Genomic DNA, 21,147 nt, shown 5'->3' on the forward strand with positions numbered 1-21,147 from the left:
AGTGATATCCTTATTTCGGTAGTTGTTCCAATACGCTGAGTACAACCCGGATGCGCTCTTCCAGCGCTGTGTTGTAAAGGCTGTATATGCCCACCATGGCCGCTGCAAACAGCCCGGCAATGCCCCACAGGGGCAAGCCAGTTCGCAGCCGGTTTCGGGCTGGTGTTACGTTGATCCGGGCGTCGGCCAGTGGCTGAGGGTCTGCGTCTTCTTTAAGCGACTGAAGCTGTTCATGAAGCCCGCGCAGAATCTGATCGTACTCATCACGGCCGTTTTCCATCACTTTGTATCGGCCTTCAAAACCCAGGCACAGGCACAAATAAATAAACCCGAGCATATCCCTGTAGCGCGCCGGCTCCTGCTCCATACGCGCGAGTATGGCGAACACCTTCTCGCCACCCCAGGTTTCGTTGTGAAAGCGCGATAATAATGAATGCTGCGACCAGACGCTGTGGGCACCCCACTCTGTGCCCAGCACTGCCTCGTCAATAAAGGCGCACAGCACGTAGCGATAGGCCACCAATGTCGCACGTTCATAACCCTGCTCAATCAGCTCCCCGTCGATGGTGGCCACGTCATCGACTACCTGCTGATAAAGATTTTCGACAGCCTGATAATCCGCCAGCCGGCGAATGCGGATAACCAGCCCCAACAAAGGGGTAGCCGCATCGGTGAGGCGGTTGTCTTCCAGGCCCCTGAGTTGAAACTGACTGTTGTTAAAATCACTACCCAATGCGCCATCTTGCGACTGACCCTCCGCAAACAACAGGTCACTGAATGCCATGATTTAACTCCTGATTGCCCAGAACTGCATTTCCAGCCCCGGGAAACTGCCCGCCACGTGGAAAGCAAAACCGCTGGCATTATCCAGCATCTGCCAGGCCTGGCTCTGATCGTCCAGCCGGAAGTACACAAACCCGGCGTGATACGGCAACTGGCGCGGTGCCACCGGCAGTGCAGACAGTGGTATACCCGGCAACTGCAAGCTGATGAGGTCGCGGATCTTTTCCACCGAGGCCACTTTGCACTGCTGAATGAACTGCTTGCGCAGGTCGTCCAGGGGCATGTCGGCCTTGACCGCCAGAATAAACTCGGCCCCCTGAATCAGCTGGCCGTCCTGAACCGGTGCGACCGTCAAACCGTACTGACGCTGCTGCAGCTGTATGGCCAGAGCGCGAGGCTCCAGCACTGTGCTCAGGGATTGCCGCAATACCTGCATTAAGGGCGCAAAGCAGTCCCCAGGCAGGTCATGGTCGTAGGCCGGGTACTCCGTGGGCAGCCGGCCCTCGTCGGTAAAGGTCACCAGCTCACCACACAATTCCAGCAACGCTTCAAATAACCGTTCCGGGTGCAACTGACGCAGACGGGCCAGGTGCATGAACCTCGGATGGGCCCGGTTCAGCATCTGCAACAGCATGAAATCGGCGACATCGGCGACGCCACCCTGCCCGGGCGCACCCACACGTTCTGCAATATTGAGTGCACGCTCGCGCATAAGGCCCGCCATTTCACCTACAAAACGCTGCAATCTGGGTGCTGACCGGACACTGAGCATGGTCGGTATGAAATTCGGATCCATCACCAGACTGCCATCGGGCCGTTTTTCCAGGATGCGACCAATGGCCAGCGCCGCGTAGGCACTGCGGTCCTCCTGTTCCAGCATCAGTCGCGGCGCTACCCGGGCCACGTCGATGGTGTGGGCGTCGCCATCGATAGAGTGCAGATCCCGGATTTCTGTGCTCTCGGCGCGGAACCGTCCGGCTACCGATGTCTCCGGCCATTCCACTTCCGCAAGACTGTCACTGCCAAGAGGCAGGGCCAGGTACACAACCTGATTCGCCACAGACGCATCGGTAATCTCCAGAGGCTCTGGCATCACATCATCCTGGGGCAGGTTGAAGCGGGTGCCATCAGGGAACAGGCCACTGGCCCGTACCAGGCCCACACGCCCGAAGCTCAGGTATTCCGCGTTCAGTTCCAGATCGCTGAACCCGTAGAGGTAATCCGAAACCGCCAGAGACCGCTCGTTGATCTGGTGTTCCAGATACCGTTGCTGCTGCTGGAAGTGCTGGGGTTTGATAAACAGACCATCACTCCAGACGACTCGATTTGTAACTGCCATCAGCTTTCTTCCGACCGTTTGAGTTGCACTTCCCTGTCCCGCAGGTTCACCAGAAGATGGTAACGACCGCCCACCGGGTCTACCTTGACCACTTTTTTCCACTGGGACAGGTTTGGATAGGCGTAGAATGCAATCACGCCCACAAACCGGGTGTCTTTACTGATCTCGAACGGCTCCACAAACTTGAACTGCCCGGGCACCAGGGTGTAATCGCTATGGTCGATGTAGTTCCGTCCAAGGGCGTCTTCCAGGTTGTTCAGCAGCTGATCAAAATCACCGGCCATCAACAGGGAGCTGTCCCGCATCTCAATAATCTGAAACGCAATGGGTGTGGGCGCCAGGGATTCGTTCGGGTTTACCCCAGGCTCTGCAATCATGGTCAGATCCACCTGACTGGGAAGATCTTCCGGGTAACCCACCGGAATATCCGGGTCCCACAATACTTTTGCGGTTTTGGTCACGGCGTTATAAGGCGTGCTGCAGCCCGCCAGTACAAACATCATCGCGACTGTCATTGTCAGCAAATTCCATTTGCAGGTGTTCACAACAGGTTCTCCCTTTGTAGTTGACGCAGATGCTGGTCGTAAGCCTGATCAAACACTTCCTGAAACAGGCGCTCGAAACCCTGCTGACGACTCGATTTCAGTTCCCGGTAATAATGCCGGTACATCTCCCAGGCCCAACGGCCTTCATCTTCATCCGGCTGCAGGCCACGACGGTAACCATGAAACCGGCGCAGCAAAGCTTCCGGTGAAAATGCGTGAAGAATGGCATCCAGTGCTTCACTGATGGCCGCGCTCGTGGCCTGCTGGTGATGGTTCAGGCTCTGCAGGCTTTCCTGCACAGCGGCGGGCGCCGACAAATGCACCGGGCTGCGCTGGCTGGCGAAGAGGGTCTGTACGGTTTCCTCGTAATCGCCCCCAAGTCGCAAGGGGTTGTCTTCAATGGGCTGCAGCCGTGTACGCAAAGCCTGATGCCGGCTGTCTTCGCCCTGGTGCAGCGCCAGCAAGCCTTCAATTGTCGCTTTCAGGGTTTGCCCGGTTTCTTCCAGAAACAACTGCATACCGTCGCTGTCGGCAAAGCTGAGCCTGGCCTCCATACCCTGCATCAGCGGGGTCGCGCTGACATGTTTACGGCTCTGATCATGCCGCGGAGCGTGGTGTTCGTCAGTGCCCGGCGCCTGTGTACGGGTGTGTGACATCCTGTCGGTCTCTCCTTGTTGCACCGGGAGGCCCATGGCCACGTCGCGATTTTCCCGGTACTCATTTGTTACCCTGGTTTCCGCCGCAAACCAGGCTTGTTCGCTCGCCATCAACGCACACTCTTCTTCATCGACGCGGGCCGGTTGCTCCTGCCAGGGCATCATTGGGTCCGCGCTGATGGTTTCTGCTTCCGCCGCTGCCAGCCCTTCAAGTGGTTCAGTGATCTGTAAATGGTCGTCGCTGGCTGCCGCCCGCGCCAGCTCGCTTTCTTCCGCATCCACAAGTTTTCTGTCTTCTTCGGCCGCCGGATACTGTGGCTCCTGTCCTTCCGTCCGAGCTGAACGCTCGTCTGCCATCAGCTCGGCCCGGATGCGATATCGGCCAATACTGACGGTATCGCCCTGTTTCAGCCGGGCCCGGCGACCACGCCCCACAGGCTGAGCTGCACTGTTGATGTAGGTGCGGCCACTACGATCAATCAGGCAGAAGTCCCCATCAAGAAAGCGTATTTCTGCATGCCCCGGCACAGCACCCGTGCGATATGCTGACAGTTGCCAGGTATCACTTTCGGCTGTACCTATGGAGCCTCCCCGGGGACCAAAACTGTGCTCAACACCGGCCCCGATGCGTGCAGTACCGGGGTTGGTAACCGTCAGTTTCAGTGTCGCTGGCTGCCGCTCGTCCATGATTGCATTCCTTTTCATATTAACGGCGTATCTGAATCCGCACGGCCGGCCGGAGCCTGGATTTCTCGGGTGTCACAAACGAGTTCCAGCCCAGCCGCACCTCGGCACCCAGCTGCATCGGCCGAATATCCTGACTTCGCATCTGCAGCTCCAGGTCATAGGCCAGTTGCTCCCGGGTAACGAACTCCACCAGTTTTACCAGGCGCTGGTGATCCTGCCCATTGGGCAGGAAGTCGGCAAAGCGCTGACGACTGAGGTTGCGGATACGCAGTATGAACTTGCCACTACGATCACGAACCTGAGAACCCACCAGTGTGTCATTGCCCAGAGTGGCGTTATTCCGGCCAAGGCGCGTTTGCTGCTCCTCGCCAATAGCCACCTTACGCAGAACCCATTGCTCAATGCTGACATCGTCCAGATCGAAACAATGGGCCACTATGCCGCTGACTACCTCGGGAGACCGGCTGCGGCCGGCCATCAGCCCCGAATACGCCAGCATTTTTGACCAGTTAACCGGGGTGGCGTCCCGCAAACGACTGTCGCCAAGACCTATCAGTGCGTAAACAAGGTCGGAAAAACCATCCGCAGCACCCGGACGAAAGCGCACGTAGTAGCGGTATTTTCGCCATGACCGGTGAAACAAAGTGACCAGCCGATGATTGAAAAAATCCAGAAAGTGGCGCCGCACACCAAGATCCTGACCGGCCTCCCAGGCCAGATCTTCAAGGTAATAACCGGGCAGCGGCGACTGGGAACCATGCAGGCCCAGAAAGCTCACCTCCATCTGATACGATCCGTGCTCATGCTCCGGCGACAAGGCAGAAACCACATCGCTGCCGGGAAACCCGAGCCCTGCAGATGAGGAAAAGCGGATACGTTCCTGACATGCCTGGCTGTCCCGGTCACCTTCCAGGTCGTCACCATGGTGCCGATGAATCAGATCCACCAGCTGAAAAAAACTGTAGCGCCGCGCATTGCCCAGAACGGGTTGCAGACCGGCTACATCAGCGGCTGCTGACCTTGCTGTAACGTCCATGTATACCGTTCCTGATTGTCTGTATTCACCACTTCCAGTTGGTGAAATGCGTTGATACTGGCATAAAGTGCAAAAAACTGGCTGAGTACGGTGCCGAACAGGTACAAATCTCCTTCCGAGGCAAAGGCCTGCTGGTCCAGCTTCATCACCGAACGAATGCCCCGCACCGGCAGTCCCCGGATCATCTTGTCCACCGGGTTGGTTTCGATGGCGCTGATCCCCGCCAGCCGCTTCTGGGACACCCGCTCCGCCTGGCGATCCACCAGCGCACGGAAGTCATACACCCGCAGCACGGTGCGCAAAGCATCCACATCCAGCATGGAGAGGTAGTTCAGCGACAGATTGGAAATCAGTGTCCACAACAGACTGCCATCGAGGGTCGGCCTCAAGGTAGCGGTAGGACGGGTGATATTACTGAACGAGGCAAACGCCGGCGTGGTTTCCGTCGCCATGCACACCTCACCCACCGCCAGTTGCTGGGGCAGCTGCCGGTTGGTGCAGGTCAGCGTCAATGAAATCGCTTCCTGACGATCCATGCACTCGGATTCGTCACCCCGAACAAACGACATATAGTGATCAAACCCGTCGCCGCGCACGCTATCCTTCGCCCGAACCCGGTAATACAGCGCCGTGCGACCACGGTCCCGCTCAACCTCATGCTGAAAACTTTCAAACGCCGTATAAAGCCGACGCTCGCCGCGCCCGGAACGACCTTCCAGCCAGCCTTCCACCTGTTCAACACTGAACACTTCAAAATGATCCGGCGAGCGGCTGGATGCCAGAACCCGGTATTCCGTCTGACGCCCATTCAGATCCACCGGCTCGCCCTCATGGGTAAACAGATTCACCGCCGGGGTGCAGTAAAGCTGCATATTCTCCGCCCGAACCCGCGCATCCGGCGGCAGAATCCGGCTGAAGTGGAAACGTAAGCTGATCTCATCCGCCTGGACCGCCGGTAAGCGGTTTTTTAGTCCAGTGATGTCTACAAACCGGAACGCTTCGGGAAAACTCAGGTATTCCTGCAAAATCCGGTAACCGGAGTAGGCGTTCTTGGGATAAGGCAAAAGCGCTTCGTCGCTGGCGAAGCCGACTGGTTTCAGGAGCGAAGTTGGCAGGCTGTACACCGATTCCCCGACCACCAGTTCCATGCGAGTGAGATAGTGGTTCAGCCAAAGATAAAGCGTTTCAGCCGTGTGGTTATCCCCACCCAGATAGAAGCGTAAGCTATCAAGATCCAGGGCACTTAGTGGCTGATCTGTATGCAGCGCCAAATCGACTGTCATCGACGACACTTCCCGTGAATGCTCAGCGTGAGCATCCGCCACACTGATCGGAAAAACATCCACTGCCCGGCAGGTACGAAACCGGCACTGTGTTTGGCGTGTAGAGTCGCCCAATGGCCTGCTCTTGATTTCGGTATGACGCTCAACCCGCTGCCTTTCACTGATCGAATGCAACTGCGGATCAAACCGCATAATGGTGCAGCTGGGAACTGGCCGCAGGTAATTCGGCCACAGCATGTTCAACAGCGAATGCGTTAACTCCGGAAACTCGTCTTCGACTTTTTCACGCAGTTTTCCGGTGAGAAACGCAAAGCCTTCCAACAAGCGCTCAACATCGGGATCGGTGCTTTGCTCCGACAAGAATCGGGTAAGCTGCGGGTGCGCCTCAGCAAATTCTCGCCCCTGCAATCGCAGAAAGCTCAACTCATCCCTGTAAAATCGGTTTAACTTCATACAACTACCGCTTCCTTGGGAGTATGATCCGGTCGGTATACTTTTCGTTACATCACTCGGTAGTAACGTTTGTCATCCAGTAATAAATCTATAGTTGTTTTGTCGTCTTTTGCGCCGACATTCAGGTAGACCGTCACCTGAAACCGAAGCTGCAAAGGATCCGGCCCCTGAGGCAAAGCAACCACATCCACCCGCTTTACTCTGGGTTCGTACTTTTCAATGCATTGCCGAATCGCACTGCGGATCTGGATACTCAGGTCGTGGGTACCCAAAGTGGCGTCGTTAAAATCCAGCAACCCCAGTTCCGGCGCACAGGCACTGTTGCCGGGGTGTGCATTGAGCAGTCTTACCAGATGGCGCTTGATGGAACGCACCACATGGGTTTCTTCGCCCATGCCCTGCCCGTCCGGAGCGGCAGCCTGCTCTAATCGTTCGAACAGGCTGCCTGCCGTAGCTTGCGCGTCACCACTGAACACGGATTAATCCTTGTCCAGACGGCCTACCAGTGACAGCTCGAAATTGGCGCCCATGTATTTGAAGTGCGGACGCACAGCCAGGGATACCTGGTACCAGCCCGGATCGCCTTCCACATCGGAAACCGTTACCTGAGCGGCGCGCAACGGACGACGGCTGCGCACTTCTGCAGGCGGGTTTTCCTGGTCAGCCACGTACTGACGAATCCAGGTGTTCAGCTCGCGCTCAAGATCCTGTCGCTCTTTCCAGGAACCAATCTGCTCCCGCTGCAGCACCTTGATGTAATGGGCCAGGCGGTTAACGATCATCATGTACGGCAACTGGGTACCCAACTTGTAGTTGGTTTCCGCTTCTTTGCCTTCCTTGGTGTTCGGGAACTGCTTGGGCTTTTGTACAGAGTTGGCGGAGAAGAAAGCTGCGTTATCACTGCCCTTGCGCATGGTGAGGGAGATAAAGCCTTCGTCGGCCATTTCGTATTCACGACGATCGGTGATCAGCACTTCAGTGGGAATCTTCGCTTCCAGTTGGCCGAAGGATTCGAACATGTGCACCGGCAGGTCTTCCACCGCACCGCCGCTTTGTGGGCCGATGATGTTCGGACACCAGCGGTATTTGGCAAAGCTTTCGGTCAGGCGTGTGGCGAGCAGGTAGGCGGTGTTTCCCCACAGATAATGTTCGTGATCGCCGGAGACATCTTCTTTGTAATTGAAGCTGCCGACCGGGTTTTCGGTGGGATCATAAGGCACCCGCAACAGGAATCGAGGCGAAGTCAGGCCCAGGTAACGGGCGTCTTCGGATTCGCGCAGGGAGCGCCACTTGGCGTATTTTGGGCCTTCAAAAACAGCTTTCAGTTCCTTGATGGCCGGCAGTTCCTGGTAGCTGTCTACACCAAAAAACGATGGCGCAACCGACGACAGGAAAGGCGCATGGGCCATAGCCCCCACAGATGATACGTACTGCAGCAGCTTCATGTCCGGGGTGGATGGTGTGAATGCATAGTTACCCACAACAGCCGCCACCGGCTCGCCGCCGAACTGGCCGTATTCCGTTGAATAAATATGCTGATAGAAGCCTGTCTGGGTTACGTCGGGAGCAAACTCGAAGTCTTCCAGCAGCTCATTCTTGGTAGCATGCAGAATATCGACTTTGATGTTTTCACGAAAATCCGTGCGATCAACCATCAGCTTGAGGCCGCGCCAGGAGGATTCCAGTTCCTGCAGTTTCGGTGCGTGCAGAATTTCATCCATCTGGGCGCTGATTTTCCGGTCCAGCTCAACCACCATCTGGTCTACCAGAGCCTTGTTGACCGGCTGACCCTTCTCTTCACTTTTGAGCAGGTTAGCTATAAACGTCGCAACGCCTTTGCGCGCCACATCATAGCCTTCATCAGCCGGAGCCATGCGACTGTTGGCCATTACCTGGTCGAGCAGGGAGCCTTCCGTGACAGATTCGGCGGCAGCGGATTGTTGCGCAGCAGTATCAGACATACCACATCCTTTCAGTACGTGAATGATAATAAGGGGTGTGCACCGCGTCCGGCGGTGGTATTTCTTTAATCGTTGTCTGTCGCCAGATCCAGCTCAGACAACAGGGTTTCCCGGGCTTCGTCGTTATCCAGCAGTTCCTGTAGCTTGGACCGGAATGACGGCACATTACCCAGGGGCCCTTTGAGGGCGACAAGCGCTTCCCGCAGCTCAATGAGCTTCTTCATCTCGGGAACCTGACGGGCAATGCTGTCGGGTGAAAAATCATCCAGAGTCTGGAACTCGAGGTTGACGGGCAATTCCTCGGCCTGTTCTTCCAGCTGGTTGGATACGGTGGTGGATAGCGTAAGATCTGCTTCTTTCATGACAGAACGGAAGTTGTTCTTGTCCACGGAAATGGCCTTACGTTCCTCGATGGGGGTTTCTTCAGCATGTCCCTTGAAATCGCCTACTACAAACATTTTCAGCGGCAGTTCAGTTTCAGCCTGCTGATCTCCGGTGGCGGGGACATACTTGATATTGATGCGTTCTTTTGGCGCGACGGAACCGTCTTTGGACGACATGGCTTGCTCCCTGTGCAAATCATTTGCAGTTGTTCAATCCTTTATGCATACCTTCCTGGCACGCAACGGCGGAACTGTACACAGGCAGACCGGATTTCTCAAGCAAATTCTGGCCAGTTTTAGCGCGAACTGTGCGCCCGGGCAAACTTTTGCCAACGCATCTGTTATTAAAGGCAGGCTTATGACCTACTCGCCACAGTAACCGGAAAATCGGTCAATGACGCCGGTCAGTGTCATGGCTATACTCCGAAAAAACCCGACAGTACGTCACGAGTTCTGATAAAAACCAAGGAGAAGACTGAAATGAGCGATTTGAAAACCAGATTCGATGAGGCCGTCAATTACATTCAGACTGCGGAGGGTGATTTCAAACCCTCCAACGAACTGAAGCTGGAGTTCTATGCCCTGTTCAAACAAGCTACCGAGGGCGACGTATCAGGCAAGCGCCCGGGTATGATGGACTTTGTAGGTCGCGCCAAGTACGACGCCTGGGAGCAATACAAGGGCATGTCAAAGGATGAGGCCATGCAGAAATACATCGACAAACTCGAGGCCCTGAAGTAACCCCTGCATTCTGTTCCCGGCGGCCCCGCACGGGCCACCATGGGTCGATGCTTCAGTGTTCGGTCATCTTCACATTGTGCGTCTCATATGTGCGGTTTTCAGGCGGGCGTATCACATAGTTGTTACTGTGAGTCTGTCCGGGAACCGACTTGGGGTTGCTGAAGCGGAACTCCACCGGTATTTCCGAACGCCCGAGGTCGGTGCGACTGTCACCAGGCTCAAGCACCAATGGGTTCAGGTAAACGTTATCCTTGCCCGCCGGCTGCACCGGAACACCTTCCGCCGGCTCGGTCAGACCGCCTTCAATCGCCGTTTCTGAAAGAGACGCCTCAGCAAGCGCGCGAAATGAAATGGTATCCGGTGTCGAGCGCGGCTCAACCGCAACCCCCCGGCTTTCTTCAGGGCTGGTCTGGGAGCGTGCGGTTCCTGCTATCATAAACAACAGAAAGAGCGCAGTAAAAGTCACGGGGCATGAGCATACGGCCGATCCGGCAAGACGATTCAAGACATTCATGGCATCCTTCCTGGTCCAGGACACGCACTCCGAAGCGTGTTATTTTTTGATCAGTTTATCGCCAAAGCAACCGCGCTTCCCGGAATTCTGGCTACTTTGTGATCACCATCACTGGAATGCCCTCTATTTCTTCGTACGAACAGGAGCAGCCTTGAGAACACCTCTTATTACCCGGCAGGGCTACAATGACCTGCAAAATGAGCTTGAGCAACTCTGGCGGTTTGAGCGTCCCGAGACCACTAAAAAGGTTTCATGGGCAGCCAGCCTCGGGGATCGCAGTGAAAACGCCGACTACCAGTACAATAAAAAACGACTGCGTGAGATTGACCGCCGGGTGCGCTACCTGAGGCGTTGCCTGGACAGGCTCAAAGTCATTGATTACAGCCCCGAGCAGGAAGGTAAGGTGTTCTTCGGCGCCTGGGTCGAAGTTGAAAATGATGCGGGCAAGACCCTGACCTTCAGAATTGTCGGCTACGACGAGATCTTTGACCGCACGGACTATATCTCCATCGATTCACCGATGGCGCGTGCTCTGCTGAAAAAACAAGTGGATGACGAAGCCGAGGTGCGAACAGAAGCCGGCGTGACCACCTGGTACATCAATGCCATCAGCTACGACACTTAGCATGTCAGGCTGTGGGAGCAGGCCCGGACAGAAAAAAACCCCGTAAAAACGGGGTAAGGCTAGCGCTGTGCTGGGAGGGAGAAACATGCCATGTTCAATGCCTGTTTCTGTTTACACTACCCATTATCCACAGAGGATATTACCGGGCCGTTGCCGCGGCGTTACCGTTTGGTAGGGTGCACTGCCCGGGCTGGCAGAAAATTAGGTTGTACACTCTAGCGAGCACCGCTAGCGTACGGGTATCCACTTTTTTCAGAAGCTTCCAGCAACGGAGATAGCAGAATGAACGCACAAAAGCTGATGGACAGGGCTCTCGAGGGCGTTGATGCTCTGGGATACCGCCTTGATCAGATGGGCATTACCAGCAAGATTAATCGCCATAATATTGCCGCCTTTCTGATGACAGAACAGAAGCACCTTGAAGGCGAATGGGACAGCCTTCAGGTTCGCCTCAACCTTCATCGCTGCCGGTTTGAAAGCATCACCCGGGAATTTGAAAACCGTGCCAATGCCCTGGCCAGGCCGGTAATGTCACAGGTCAGCCGGTTTCGTCCCGGTGTCAGCTGACTCTGGCTGAGCCGGCTCTGCCTGGGTTGCCCTGATACGCTTTGGTACCAGGGGCAGGGCTGGCATATGTACCGCAATTGTCAGCCCTGGCGGCTGATGTTCGGGGTAGGTGTCGCTCAGTATAATCCGGCCGTTATGTACCTCTGCAACAGCACTGACCAGGCTCAGCCCAAGCCCGTTGCCAGGAAGAGAGCGGCTCTTGCCAACCCGGTAAAAGCGCTGGAATACCTGATCTTTCTCATCATCCGGAATGCCGATACCACTGTCTCTCACCTCAAAAACAACCTCATCACCCTCTTTACGCACAGCCACCCCAACCGTGCCCTGCTCCGGGGTATATTTAATGGCGTTATCAATCAGGTTACTGATCATCTGAAATAACAGATCCCGGTCGCCTTCAATAACCGCACCTGCCGCAAGCGATTGCTCGAACGTCTGCTCCTTGTCCTCCGAAACCGCCTCATAAAGCTCACAAGCATCCGATACCAGCTCATCCAGGGCAACCCGCTTCATATCAGCTGAGCTTCCCTTGGTCTCCAGGCGTGCAATCCGCAGTAATGCGTTAAAGGTTGCCAGCAGCTGATCCGCTTCTGCAACCGCCCGGCCCGCATGCTCACGGGCAGCGTCGTTATCCACAGACATCAGGGTGTTTTCAAGCTGGTTACGCAGACGCGTGAGGGGGGTACGAAGATCGTGTGCAATGCTGTCGGACACATGCCGTATGCCTTCCATCAGGTAAACAATCCGGTCCAGCATCTGGTTCAGGTTTTCTGCAAGCTGATCAAAATCATCCTCTGTGCCGCGGGTGGGAATGCGCAGGGAGAGGTGCCCGTTCATGATCCGTCGGGAGGTATTGTTGATGATTTCAATGCGTCGCGTGGTACTGCGACTCATCAAAAAGCCGCCAAGCAGGGCCAGGGCCAGGGTGATTCCCATACCCCAGTTGATCGCCGTTTCAATCACGCGCTTAAGACTGGTCAGCTCGTCAACATCGCGACCAACCAGCAGTCTCAGTCCGCCCTGAACCTCAAAAATACGTGCCCGGGCCAGCCGTTCCGGGCCCGACCAACCAACATCAGAGCTGAGAGTGAAATTGATCCAGCCACTCTCCGTCCGGCTGCCCTCAGGCCAGGTTTCTATATTCCCGGCCAGTTTCAGAAAATCTTCAGTGGTGAGCAGATAAATGGTTTTGGCGTTGGGGTCACGGGCGACCCGCTCACGGATAATCGTGATCAGGCCGTTTACACCCCGTCCCCGGTACTGCTCCGCTAAGCCGGCGATCTCCGCTTCAATTGTCTCGTCGGTCTGAGCGGTCATGAAACCGGCTGTGCGCCAGTATATAAACGCCAGCAACAGGAATACCGAGGTGGCAAACACCACCATGTACAGCAATGCAAGCTGAAAGGACGATGTCCTGAGCTGGCTAAGCAGTTTCACGCAACATGTACCCTGCACCCCGGATAGTTTGCAGTAGGGGCGTCTCGAATTCCTTGTCAATCTTGGCCCGAAGACGGCTGATGTGTACATCGATGACGTTCGTCTGGGGGTCAAAGTGATAATCCCAGACTTTTTCCAGCAGCATGGTCCGGGTGACCACCTGCCCGGCATTACGCATCAGATACTCCAGTAGCCGGAACTCCCGGGGCTGAACATCAATGTTCTGACCAGAGCGTTTAACCGTTCTGGCCAGCAGGTCCATTTCCAGATCTGCAACCCGCAGTACGGTTTCAGTTTCCGCTGACTGGCGGTTCCGACGCACCAGCGATTCAATCCGGGCCAGAAGCTCAGTGAAAGAGAAAGGCTTGGTCAGATAGTCATCACCGCCACCCCGCAGGCCTTCCACGCGATCATCAACATCACCGAGAGCACTCAGGATCAGTACCGGCACCTGGTTGCCCGTGGCGCGCACCGTTTTAATGATTGACAGTCCGTCCATGCCCGGGAGCATGCGGTCGACAATCATGATGTCATAATCTTCACTGGCTGCCATCATCATGCCGTCCTTACCGTCAGCGGCATGATCAACAACAAAGTCCGATTCTTTCAGTCCTTTTACCAGATAGTTTGCTACGTCCTGATCATCTTCGATTACCAGCGCTTTCACCGGAACCCCTCCTGAGACAAATTACATTAACAACAGAGTACGAGTAACTTGGGACAGCGGCCAGTTACGATCTTGTAAGAGGGTGTCGCAAACAGCGACGGTCGCCCATAACAAAAACGCCACCCACCTATGCGGTGGGTGGCGTTTCAACCAGACTCACTCCGGACCCCGGATATCAGGCGGCCTCTGCCATCTGGAGACGGATCTTTTTCATTGCGTTTTTTTCAAGCTGACGAATTCGCTCAGCCGATACGCCGTACTTATCCGCCAGCTGATGCAGTGTTGCTTTGCTTTCAGACAACCAACGCGCTCGCAGGATGTCCTGGCTGCGTTCATCAAGCATACCCAGCGCCTGCATCAGGCGTCCGTTGGAATCCTCTGTCCAGTCTGCATTTTCAAGCTGAACCGCGGGATCACTGCGACGGTCTTCCAGATAATAAGCAGGCGACTTGTAAGCGGTGTCGTCGTCATCATCCATCGGGCCATCAAACGCCGCATCATGGGACGCCAGACGGCCTTCCATTTCCCGCACAACCCGCGGCTCTACACCCAGGTCTTCTGCGACTGCATTAAGTTCGTCGTGGTTCAGCCACGCCAGCTTTTTCTTCTGGCTTCGCAAGTTGAAGAACAGCTTGCGCTGAGACTTTGTGGTTGCCACTTTCACAATGCGCCAGTTACGCAGGATAAACTCGTGGATTTCGGCCTTGATCCAATGCACTGCAAACGACACCAGCCGTACACCGTACTCTGGATTAAAGCGCTTGACCGCCTTCATCAGGCCAACGTTACCTTCCTGAATCAGGTCAGCCTGAGCCAGCCCATAGCCGGAATAGCTGCGGGCTATGTGAATAACAAACCGCAAGTGGGACAGCACCATCGTACGGGCTGCCTCCACATCTTCATCATAATGAAGACGGTGTGCCAGTTCTTTCTCTTCTTCCACGGTCAGTACCGGAATGCGACTGGCGGCTTGTATGTAAGCCTCTAGGTTGGCACCCGGAACCATTCTTTCGATGAGCTGTAAGCTCGTACCCATGCTATAACCTCCGAACCTGACGGTCGTATAATACGGCGAATAATAATTAGACCGCCAGATACCCTGAAAGTTCCTGAATTTCCTGAGAAAACGCGCTGAAACAACACAACAGGAAACCCACTCTGACTTTTCTGTCTCCAACCTATCCTGAAGCAGCTCAATGCTTCAATACGGTTTTACCGCGACTCGCGGTCAACCACCGCCAGCTATTTCACCCGGCTCTATATCATCCAGGTGCCGCTTAACCGCAACCCAGGCACCCAGCCAGCCTAGCAGCATGGCTGCAATAATCAATAAAAACACCCCGCCAATGCCCAGACTGCTCAGCGAGAAATCACTGCGATACAGCCTGGCAAGGTGTTCAATGGGCCCGTTAAGCCACCATGACGACAACAACAGCAGAAACCAGGCGACGATTCCACCTCCCAGGCCGAACCAGGTGCCGGTGTATAAAAACGGCCTGCGCACAAAACCATCGGTACCCCCCACCAGCTTAGCCACCAGAATTTCATCACGGCGACTTTCAATAGAGAGCCTGACGGTATTACCAATCACCAGTACGACGGCCACAGCGAGTAGTGTGGCCAGTGCCCAAACGGCCCGTGCCAGCAATTCTGTCATGGCATTCAGCCTCTGCAGCCAGCCAAGGTCCACCTGTACTTGCTCAACACCTTCCAGGCCTTCAATAAAGGTTACCAGCCCGGCCACTCCGTCGGCAGATCTGGCATCCTCTTCAGGTGTGATCACCAGTGTATGGGGTAACGGGTTGCCTTCCAGGTAGTCCAGAGCATCCTCAAGCCCGGAGGATGCGCGAAACTCGGCCAGAGCCCGATCCCGGGGAATCAGCTCCACCCCGGCTACACGGCTGTCGGCATCAACGTCGCTCACCAATCCCCGGGCATGCTCAAGACTGGTTTCCAGCGACATGTAAGCGGTCACCCGGGCGCTGCTTTCCCAGCCTGCGCTCACCCCCTGAAGACTGACCAAAAGCAGCATGAGTGCCACAGGCAGCGCCAGGGCAACACCCATCACTGTCCAGGTCATCAGGCTGGCTACTGGTGTCCGCCACAGGCGCAGAGCACTGTCGCGAGCTACTTTGCGATGATGAGTGATGTAGGTTTCAGCCTGTTCCCGCCAGGGTGCGCTGGAAACCCGGGCGCCCCGGGCCGTGTTCGGCTTGCGGGATCTGGCGGTCGGATCAGCGGCCACGGGCGCCTCCCTGCAGCGGGGAACCGCCGGCAATCAGGTTACCGTGGTCCAGAGTCAGGGTACGCCGGCCCATTTCACTGATCAGGGTAAGGTCGTGGCTGGCAATCAACACGGTGACCCCCACCTGACTGAACTGAGCAAACAGGTTCATGATATCTGCAGACAGGTCCGGGTCCAGGTTCCCTGTAGGCTCATCCGCCAGCAGCAGTGGCGGTTTGTTTACAACCGCACGGGCAATACCGACGCGCTGCTGCTCACCACCCGACAGTTGCAGGGGATTCATCTTTTCTTTGCTGAGCAGACCCACCTTATCCAGGGCCGCGCGCACACGGCGACCCACATCCCGGGGTGAAACCCCCATGACCTCCAGTGGCATGGCGATGTTCTCGAACACTGTCCGGTCGAAAAGCAACTGGTGATTCTGGAACACTACGCCTACATGTCTGCGAATATAGGGAATCTGCCGCTTCGGCAAGCGGTTTAGCAGCTGGCCGCCAACAACGACTTCGCCGGCGCTGGGGCGCTCCATAACCATAATCAGTTTCAGCAGCGTACTTTTCCCTGCCCCGGAGTGTCCGGTCAGAAATGCCAGCTCGCCCCGGCCCAGATGAAAGTTCACCTGGCGCAGGGCGGTATGATCACTGTCATACCGCTTGGTTACTTGACGGAATTCGATCATGGCGGGCTACAACTCCGCAACGCCGGCCGGCTCAATGATTTAATCAGCAAACAAGGCATCCACAAAGGTTTCCGCATCAAAGCTGCGCAGGTCATCGACCTGCTCACCCACACCGATGAAGCGGATGGGAAGCTGCAATTGGCGGGCAATAGCGAACACTATGCCGCCTTTTGCGGTACCGTCCAGTTTCGTTAAGGTAATACCACTCACGCCCACGGCTTTCTGGAACACCTGGGCCTGGCTCAGGGCATTCTGGCCTGTACCGGCATCCAGCACCAGCATCACTTCGTGGGGTGCAGTGTCGTCCAGTTTTTTCATAACCCGGACTACTTTTTCCAGCTCGCTCATCAGGTTATCTTTATTCTGCAGCCGACCGGCCGTATCAGCAATCACCACATCCACTTCGCGGGATTTTCCGGCCTGGATCGCATCAAAGATCACCGACGCGCTATCAGCACCTGTGTGCTGAGCTATGACCGGAACATCATTACGCTCGCCCCAGACCTGCAGCTGCTCAACCGCAGCGGCGCGGAATGTGTCCCCTGCTGCCAGCATCACAGACTTGCCCTCGCTCTGGAACTTCTTGGTAAGTTTACCGATGGTCGTGGTTTTGCCTACACCATTTACGCCCACCATCAGGATAACGTAAGGCGTTTTTGAAGAGTCCAGGGCCAGCGGTGCGGTCACGCCTTTCAGCAAACCATGTAGCTCGTCACGCAGTGCCTGGCGCAGGGCATCGCCATCTTTCAGCTGGTTGCGTTGCAACTTGTCGGTGAGAGACTCAATGATTTCCGAGGTGGCGGTTACGCCCACATCCGCCATCAGCAGTGTGGTTTCGATCTCTTCCAGCAGGTCTTCATCGATTTTCTTTCCAACAGAGAAAAGGTCTGCCATGCCACCTGTCAGACTGGCACGGGTTTTCCCCAGACCCTGTTTGATGCGCTCAAATACACTGAGTTGAGGTTCTGGTTCTGGTTCTGGTTCTGGTTCTGGTTCTGGTTCTGGTACAGCTTCCGGCTTTTCAGGGGCGGGCGCTTCCTCCTCAGCCGCTGCGACGGGGGCCGGGCCTTTTCTGGCCTCCGGCTTGCGCTGGGGCACAGGTTTTGGCCGCGGTATCCGGCGGCGGTTACTGGCCACATCCAGAACAAAGACGAGAAAAAGAAGGGCCAAAAGGCCGACTGAAATCCACTCTGCCATCATAAAGTTATACCATCAGTCTGATTGGGCGGGACAAATAAAAGCGATATTCTATCAGACTGTCCCCGGGAAGTGAGTGACATGCATTAACATCGTGGGCCTGGTTTCCGCTAAAATGCACCGTCTCATACGCAATCCGGAGCTATTGGCATGCCACGCAGAAAACCCTCAGGTCCGCCGTTATCAGGCAAAGCATCGGGCAGAGGTGCCCGGCACCCGGGAGCTGGCGGCGAGTTGCGTATTATTGGCGGTGACTGGCGCAGCCGAAAGCTCCGCTTCCCGGATGCAGGCGGGGTCCGTCCATCTCCCGCACGCACCCGTGAAACCCTGTTTAACTGGCTTGCCTATCATCTCCCCGGCCGTGACTGCCTTGATCTTTTTTCCGGATCCGGTGCACTGGGGCTGGAAGCTCTCTCCAGAGGTGCCGCCCGGACCACGTTTGTGGACAACAATGCGGCCCTGGTTCAGGCACTGAGAACGAACCTCAGACTGCTTGGCTCCAGTACCGGCACGGTCGAGTGCGCCAGCGTAGAAGCCTACCTGAGCCGCCCTCCACAACAGCCATTTGATATTGTCTTCATGGACCCGCCATTCCGGCAGAACTGGCTGCCAACCCTGCTACCGCTGCTGGACTCGAATGGTTGGATAAAGCCTGGCGGCTGGGTTTATCTGGAGCGTGAAGCCGATCGCCAGGTCCCCGACGTGCCGGCAAGCTGGCACCTTCATCGCGAGAAAACAGCGGGTCAGGTAACCTATTCTTTATACCGGACAGCTGTTTTGAGCGGAGACACCCCCTGAATGCCCGAATTACCCGAAGTTGAGACCACCAGACAGGGCATAGAGCCCTACTGCGAAGGCCATTCCATTGACCGGATTACTGTTCGTGACAGCCGGTTACGCTGGCCGGTCCCCGACGACCTGGCTGAGCAGATGCAGGGCAGGACCGTTAATGCTGTCGACCGGCGCGGCAAATATCTGCTGCTCAGATTCGACCATGGCACGGCGATCATTCACCTGGGCATGTCCGGCAGCCTGCGCATCGTTACCGATCACTCACCGGCACAGAAGCACGACCATATAGACCTTTTGCTGAATACGGGCACGACACTGCGTTTTAATGATCCGCGCCGGTTTGGCTGCTGGCTGTGGGCAGACTCAGCAGAAACGCACCCGCTGATTGCCGGCCTCGGCCCGGAGCCCCTGTCGCCCGACTTCAGTGGCCCGATGCTGTTCCGGTTGTCCCGCACAAAAAGCCGTCCGGTAAAATCCTTCATCATGGACAGCCGCGTGGTGGTCGGCGTCGGTAACATATACGCCAACGAAGCCCTGTTCAAAGCGGGTATTCACCCACGGCGCCAAGCCGGACGCATCAGCCTTGATCGCTATCATCGCCTGGCCGAAGCGATTCGCGAGACCCTGAGTGCAGCTATCCTGATGGGCGGCACCACACTTCGGGACTTTGTGAACAGCGATGGCAAACCGGGCTACTTCGCCCAATCACTTCTTGTTTACGGACGGGCTGGCGAACCCTGCCCGGCATGCGAGGCGCCATTAAAAGAGATCCGGATGAGTGGCCGGGCTACGGTATACTGCACAAAATGCCAGCGCTGATGCACCAGCGCCCCGTTAAACACCCGGCCCACAACGAAAAAGTCATTTGAATATCCGCCAGGATGATTCATAGTTAACAGAGATTTAATTCCCGCAGGTTACAATAAGGCCCAGCATTAATCAGGTACTTCAGGAGACAAACAATGACCCGCAAGATTTCACGCACTCTGATGGCCACTTTAGCCGCCTGCCTGCTGGCCTTTGCATCCACAGGCCACGCGCGCGCTGTCGATGAAAGCCCCTCGGCGCTGGCCATGACAGGCGATGCTGTGTTTATCCGCCCGGTGCTACTGGCCACGACCGTTGTGGGAAGTGCGGTATATCTGGTGTCTTTACCATTTTCCCTGCTAGGTGGTAACGCCAAAGAAGCAGGAGACGTTCTGGTTGTTGGCCCGGCGAAAGCGACATTTGTGCGCTGCCTGGGCTGCACTAATTCCGGCAGAAAGCCCAAAACTGTTGAGCAGACAGACAACTGAGCACGGACATTCCCGAGGCGTATCCGTACCTTCCCGGCTTGCCCCGGTCCGGGATCCGGGGCAGCCTGACGGAAACTTTTCAGGTTGTTTTATATGATTAACTGGGCCTCTCTCGAAACCGTGTTCCTGGATATGGACGGAACACTGCTGGATCTGCACTTTGACAATCACTTCTGGCTGGAGCACCTGCCCAAACGCTACGCCGAGCAATATAGCCTGCCCGCCGACGAGGCCAGGGAACAATTGCTCAATATGATCATGGCAGAAAAGGGCACGCTTAATTTTTATTGCACAGATTACTGGAGCAATCGGCTTGCCATGGACATTAACCGCCTGAAATCCGAGCTCGGCGATCGTATAGGCTACCGCCCCCATGTCGCGGGGTTTCTGAAAACATTGAAACAAACCGGGTTGCAGTCCGTTATTATAACCAACTGTCATCCGGATCCCCTGGCGCTTAAACTGCAACGCACCGGTCTCGACGGCCTGGTAGACGGCATTGTATCCAGTCACCAGCTGGGCAAGCCCAAAGAAGATACAACCTTCTGGCAGGATCTGCAGCAATTGGCGCCTTACAAAGCCGCCTCAACACTGATGGTGGATGACAGCTTTCCGGTACTGGAAAGCGCCAGATCCGCGGGCATATCCCAGTGCCTGGGCATACTGGCTCCTGACAGCCAACAGGATGCCCGAGCCTCACACCCGGCAATCCCCTGTGTGCGCCACTTCGACGAAGTCATGCCCACTATGCACAGGCAAAGGCCACTGCCATCTGCCGGTTGAGAGCGTTATAATCATCCCCATATATCCACTCTGTGAGGAGACATGGCGGCATCCACCCCAGCTAAGCAACGGGTAAGACTCGATAAATGGTTATGGGCAGCCCGGTTTTACAAAACACGCTCCCTGGCCAGAGACGCTATTGAAGGCGGAAAGGTTCGTTACAATCACCAGCGCTGCAAGCCTGGCCGGTCGGTTGACCCGGGTGCCATCCTTACGTTACGCCTTGGTTGGCAGGAGAAAACCGTGGTTGTGGATGAGCTCAGCGAACGCAGACGTGGTGCGCCCGAGGCGCAAAAGCTGTACCACGAAACCGAAGAGAGTGTAAAAAAACGGGAAGAGCTGGCCTGGCAACGAAAAACCATGCAGGCAGCCCAGTTACCGCCGGCCCGGCGCCCGACCAAAAAGGACCGCCGCGATATTCAGCGGTTCCGTGACCAGCATGGTATCTGAACCGGCGTTAATCGCCGCCAACCGATTCA

General features: G+C 56.1%; 24 protein-coding genes. 8 read left to right on the plus strand and 16 right to left on the minus strand.

Annotation, left to right across the window (positions count from 1 at the left end; translation table 11 throughout):
* Window positions 1-10: 10 nt before the first annotated feature.
* From icmH to tssB, 9 genes are all read right to left on the minus strand, one after another.
* A complete protein-coding gene (gene icmH, locus FFI95_RS02245; protein WP_144820726.1) occupies window positions 11-784 on the minus strand; it encodes a type IVB secretion system protein IcmH/DotU in 774 nt (257 codons plus the stop codon).
* A gap of 3 nt (window positions 785-787) precedes the next feature.
* Window positions 788-2,122: a type VI secretion system baseplate subunit TssK gene (gene tssK / locus FFI95_RS02250; RefSeq protein ID WP_144820727.1), complete on the minus strand. Its 1,335-nt coding sequence runs from the start codon at window positions 2,120-2,122 to the stop codon at window positions 788-790.
* Complete coding sequence (gene tssJ / locus FFI95_RS02255) at window positions 2,122-2,667, minus strand: type VI secretion system lipoprotein TssJ (RefSeq protein WP_144820729.1); 546 nt, start codon at window positions 2,665-2,667, stop codon at window positions 2,122-2,124. The genes tssK and tssJ overlap by 1 nt, the downstream gene beginning before the upstream one ends.
* The gene (gene tagH / locus FFI95_RS02260; protein ID WP_144820730.1) at window positions 2,664-4,010 is read right to left on the minus strand and encodes a type VI secretion system-associated FHA domain protein TagH; all 1,347 of its coding nucleotides are present in this window, start codon (window positions 4,008-4,010) and stop codon (window positions 2,664-2,666) included. The genes tssJ and tagH overlap by 4 nt, the downstream gene beginning before the upstream one ends.
* Window positions 4,011-4,029: 19 nt before the next feature.
* The gene (tssG, locus tag FFI95_RS02265; RefSeq protein WP_144820731.1) at window positions 4,030-5,046 is read right to left on the minus strand and encodes a type VI secretion system baseplate subunit TssG; all 1,017 of its coding nucleotides are present in this window, start codon (window positions 5,044-5,046) and stop codon (window positions 4,030-4,032) included.
* On the minus strand, window positions 5,010-6,782 hold the full coding sequence (tssF, locus tag FFI95_RS02270) for a type VI secretion system baseplate subunit TssF (protein ID WP_144820733.1): 1,773 nt from the start codon (window positions 6,780-6,782) through the stop codon (window positions 5,010-5,012). Before tssF ends, tssG begins: the two co-directional genes overlap by 37 nt.
* A 47-nt stretch (window positions 6,783-6,829) precedes the next feature.
* Window positions 6,830-7,258 (minus strand): type VI secretion system baseplate subunit TssE, encoded by a 429-nt coding sequence (gene tssE, locus FFI95_RS02275; protein WP_144820735.1) that lies wholly within the window; start codon window positions 7,256-7,258, stop codon window positions 6,830-6,832.
* A gap of 3 nt (window positions 7,259-7,261) precedes the next feature.
* A complete protein-coding gene (gene tssC / locus FFI95_RS02280) occupies window positions 7,262-8,743 on the minus strand; it encodes a type VI secretion system contractile sheath large subunit (protein ID WP_144820736.1) in 1,482 nt (493 codons plus the stop codon).
* Window positions 8,744-8,808: 65 nt separating this feature from the next.
* The gene (tssB, locus tag FFI95_RS02285; protein ID WP_144820738.1) at window positions 8,809-9,303 is read right to left on the minus strand and encodes a type VI secretion system contractile sheath small subunit; all 495 of its coding nucleotides are present in this window, start codon (window positions 9,301-9,303) and stop codon (window positions 8,809-8,811) included.
* Between the two features lie 303 nt (window positions 9,304-9,606).
* On the opposite strand from tssB, the gene FFI95_RS02290 reads away from it, so the two are divergent.
* A complete protein-coding gene (locus FFI95_RS02290; protein WP_144820739.1) occupies window positions 9,607-9,867 on the plus strand; it encodes an acyl-CoA-binding protein in 261 nt (86 codons plus the stop codon).
* A 52-nt stretch (window positions 9,868-9,919) separates the two neighbouring features.
* Here the strand turns inward: FFI95_RS02290 and FFI95_RS02295 are convergent, their stop codons facing one another.
* Entirely contained in the window at window positions 9,920-10,381 is a 462-nt protein-coding gene (locus FFI95_RS02295; RefSeq protein WP_306821719.1) for a hypothetical protein, read from the minus strand.
* A gap of 151 nt (window positions 10,382-10,532) precedes the next feature.
* Here FFI95_RS02295 and greB point away from each other — a divergent pair, with 151 nt between their 5' ends.
* Both greB and FFI95_RS02305 read left to right on the plus strand, forming a co-directional pair.
* Window positions 10,533-11,006: a transcription elongation factor GreB gene (gene greB / locus FFI95_RS02300; protein ID WP_144820740.1), complete on the plus strand. Its 474-nt coding sequence runs from the start codon at window positions 10,533-10,535 to the stop codon at window positions 11,004-11,006.
* A 282-nt stretch (window positions 11,007-11,288) separates the two neighbouring features.
* Complete coding sequence (locus tag FFI95_RS02305; RefSeq protein WP_144820742.1) at window positions 11,289-11,573, plus strand: hypothetical protein; 285 nt, start codon at window positions 11,289-11,291, stop codon at window positions 11,571-11,573.
* Here the strand turns inward: FFI95_RS02305 and FFI95_RS02310 are convergent.
* The 6 genes from FFI95_RS02310 to ftsY form a co-directional block, all read right to left on the minus strand.
* The gene (locus tag FFI95_RS02310; RefSeq protein ID WP_144820743.1) at window positions 11,538-13,010 is read right to left on the minus strand and encodes a HAMP domain-containing sensor histidine kinase; all 1,473 of its coding nucleotides are present in this window, start codon (window positions 13,008-13,010) and stop codon (window positions 11,538-11,540) included. The two genes, FFI95_RS02305 and FFI95_RS02310, sit on opposite strands and share 36 nt — an antisense overlap.
* Window positions 12,997-13,677, minus strand: coding sequence for a winged helix-turn-helix domain-containing protein (locus tag FFI95_RS02315; RefSeq protein WP_071268369.1), 681 nt, complete (start codon window positions 13,675-13,677; stop codon window positions 12,997-12,999). Before FFI95_RS02315 ends, FFI95_RS02310 begins: the two co-directional genes overlap by 14 nt.
* 175 nt (window positions 13,678-13,852) lie before the next feature.
* Complete coding sequence (gene rpoH / locus FFI95_RS02320; RefSeq protein ID WP_144820745.1) at window positions 13,853-14,713, minus strand: RNA polymerase sigma factor RpoH; 861 nt, start codon at window positions 14,711-14,713, stop codon at window positions 13,853-13,855.
* Window positions 14,714-14,905: 192 nt separating this feature from the next.
* Window positions 14,906-15,922, minus strand: coding sequence for a permease-like cell division protein FtsX (gene ftsX, locus FFI95_RS02325; RefSeq protein WP_144820746.1), 1,017 nt, complete (start codon window positions 15,920-15,922; stop codon window positions 14,906-14,908).
* Window positions 15,912-16,601 (minus strand): cell division ATP-binding protein FtsE, encoded by a 690-nt coding sequence (ftsE, locus tag FFI95_RS02330; RefSeq protein ID WP_144820748.1) that lies wholly within the window; start codon window positions 16,599-16,601, stop codon window positions 15,912-15,914. Before ftsE ends, ftsX begins: the two co-directional genes overlap by 11 nt.
* Window positions 16,602-16,640: 39 nt before the next feature.
* Window positions 16,641-17,801 carry a signal recognition particle-docking protein FtsY gene (ftsY, locus tag FFI95_RS02335; protein ID WP_144820749.1) on the minus strand — a complete coding sequence of 387 codons (1,161 nt, stop codon included), beginning with the start codon at window positions 17,799-17,801 and terminating at the stop codon, window positions 16,641-16,643.
* Between the two features lie 147 nt (window positions 17,802-17,948).
* Here ftsY and rsmD point away from each other — a divergent pair, with 147 nt between their 5' ends.
* From rsmD to hslR, 5 genes are all read left to right on the plus strand, one after another.
* Window positions 17,949-18,596, plus strand: a complete 648-nt coding sequence (gene rsmD, locus FFI95_RS02340; RefSeq protein WP_144820751.1) for a 16S rRNA (guanine(966)-N(2))-methyltransferase RsmD — start codon at window positions 17,949-17,951, stop codon at window positions 18,594-18,596.
* Window positions 18,597-19,409 carry a bifunctional DNA-formamidopyrimidine glycosylase/DNA-(apurinic or apyrimidinic site) lyase gene (gene mutM, locus FFI95_RS02345; protein WP_144820752.1) on the plus strand — a complete coding sequence of 271 codons (813 nt, stop codon included), beginning with the start codon at window positions 18,597-18,599 and terminating at the stop codon, window positions 19,407-19,409.
* 143 nt (window positions 19,410-19,552) lie between these two features.
* Window positions 19,553-19,885, plus strand: coding sequence for a hypothetical protein (locus FFI95_RS02350; RefSeq protein ID WP_144820754.1), 333 nt, complete (start codon window positions 19,553-19,555; stop codon window positions 19,883-19,885).
* Window positions 19,886-19,978: 93 nt separating this feature from the next.
* Window positions 19,979-20,668 carry a GMP/IMP nucleotidase gene (gene yrfG / locus FFI95_RS02355; protein ID WP_144820756.1) on the plus strand — a complete coding sequence of 230 codons (690 nt, stop codon included), beginning with the start codon at window positions 19,979-19,981 and terminating at the stop codon, window positions 20,666-20,668.
* A gap of 42 nt (window positions 20,669-20,710) precedes the next feature.
* Complete coding sequence (gene hslR / locus FFI95_RS02360; protein ID WP_144820757.1) at window positions 20,711-21,118, plus strand: ribosome-associated heat shock protein Hsp15; 408 nt, start codon at window positions 20,711-20,713, stop codon at window positions 21,116-21,118.
* Window positions 21,119-21,147: the final 29 nt, after the last annotated feature.

It is taken from the genome of Marinobacter piscis (genome assembly GCF_007671655.1).
Classification (GTDB): Bacteria; Pseudomonadota; Gammaproteobacteria; order Pseudomonadales; family Oleiphilaceae; genus Marinobacter; species Marinobacter piscensis.

Coding starts and splice junctions, on each gene's coding strand:
- FFI95_RS02305 (WP_144820742.1), top strand. CDS start 11,289: ATGAACGCACAAAAGCTGATGGACAGGGCTCTCGAGGGCGTTGATGCT.
- yrfG (WP_144820756.1), top strand. CDS start 19,979: ATGATTAACTGGGCCTCTCTCGAAACCGTGTTCCTGGATATGGACGGA.
- FFI95_RS02290 (WP_144820739.1), top strand. CDS start 9,607: ATGAGCGATTTGAAAACCAGATTCGATGAGGCCGTCAATTACATTCAG.
- ftsE (WP_144820748.1), bottom strand. CDS start 16,601: ATGATCGAATTCCGTCAAGTAACCAAGCGGTATGACAGTGATCATACC.
- rsmD (WP_144820751.1), top strand. CDS start 17,949: ATGCCACGCAGAAAACCCTCAGGTCCGCCGTTATCAGGCAAAGCATCG.
- FFI95_RS02295 (WP_306821719.1), bottom strand. CDS start 10,381: ATGAATGTCTTGAATCGTCTTGCCGGATCGGCCGTATGCTCATGCCCC.
- tssK (WP_144820727.1), bottom strand. CDS start 2,122: ATGGCAGTTACAAATCGAGTCGTCTGGAGTGATGGTCTGTTTATCAAA.
- ftsY (WP_144820749.1), bottom strand. CDS start 17,801: ATGATGGCAGAGTGGATTTCAGTCGGCCTTTTGGCCCTTCTTTTTCTC.
- rpoH (WP_144820745.1), bottom strand. CDS start 14,713: ATGGGTACGAGCTTACAGCTCATCGAAAGAATGGTTCCGGGTGCCAAC.
- hslR (WP_144820757.1), top strand. CDS start 20,711: ATGGCGGCATCCACCCCAGCTAAGCAACGGGTAAGACTCGATAAATGG.
- FFI95_RS02350 (WP_144820754.1), top strand. CDS start 19,553: ATGACCCGCAAGATTTCACGCACTCTGATGGCCACTTTAGCCGCCTGC.
- icmH (WP_144820726.1), bottom strand. CDS start 784: ATGGCATTCAGTGACCTGTTGTTTGCGGAGGGTCAGTCGCAAGATGGC.
- tssB (WP_144820738.1), bottom strand. CDS start 9,303: ATGTCGTCCAAAGACGGTTCCGTCGCGCCAAAAGAACGCATCAATATC.
- tssG (WP_144820731.1), bottom strand. CDS start 5,046: ATGGACGTTACAGCAAGGTCAGCAGCCGCTGATGTAGCCGGTCTGCAA.
- tssC (WP_144820736.1), bottom strand. CDS start 8,743: ATGTCTGATACTGCTGCGCAACAATCCGCTGCCGCCGAATCTGTCACG.
- tagH (WP_144820730.1), bottom strand. CDS start 4,010: ATGGACGAGCGGCAGCCAGCGACACTGAAACTGACGGTTACCAACCCC.
- mutM (WP_144820752.1), top strand. CDS start 18,597: ATGCCCGAATTACCCGAAGTTGAGACCACCAGACAGGGCATAGAGCCC.
- tssF (WP_144820733.1), bottom strand. CDS start 6,782: ATGAAGTTAAACCGATTTTACAGGGATGAGTTGAGCTTTCTGCGATTG.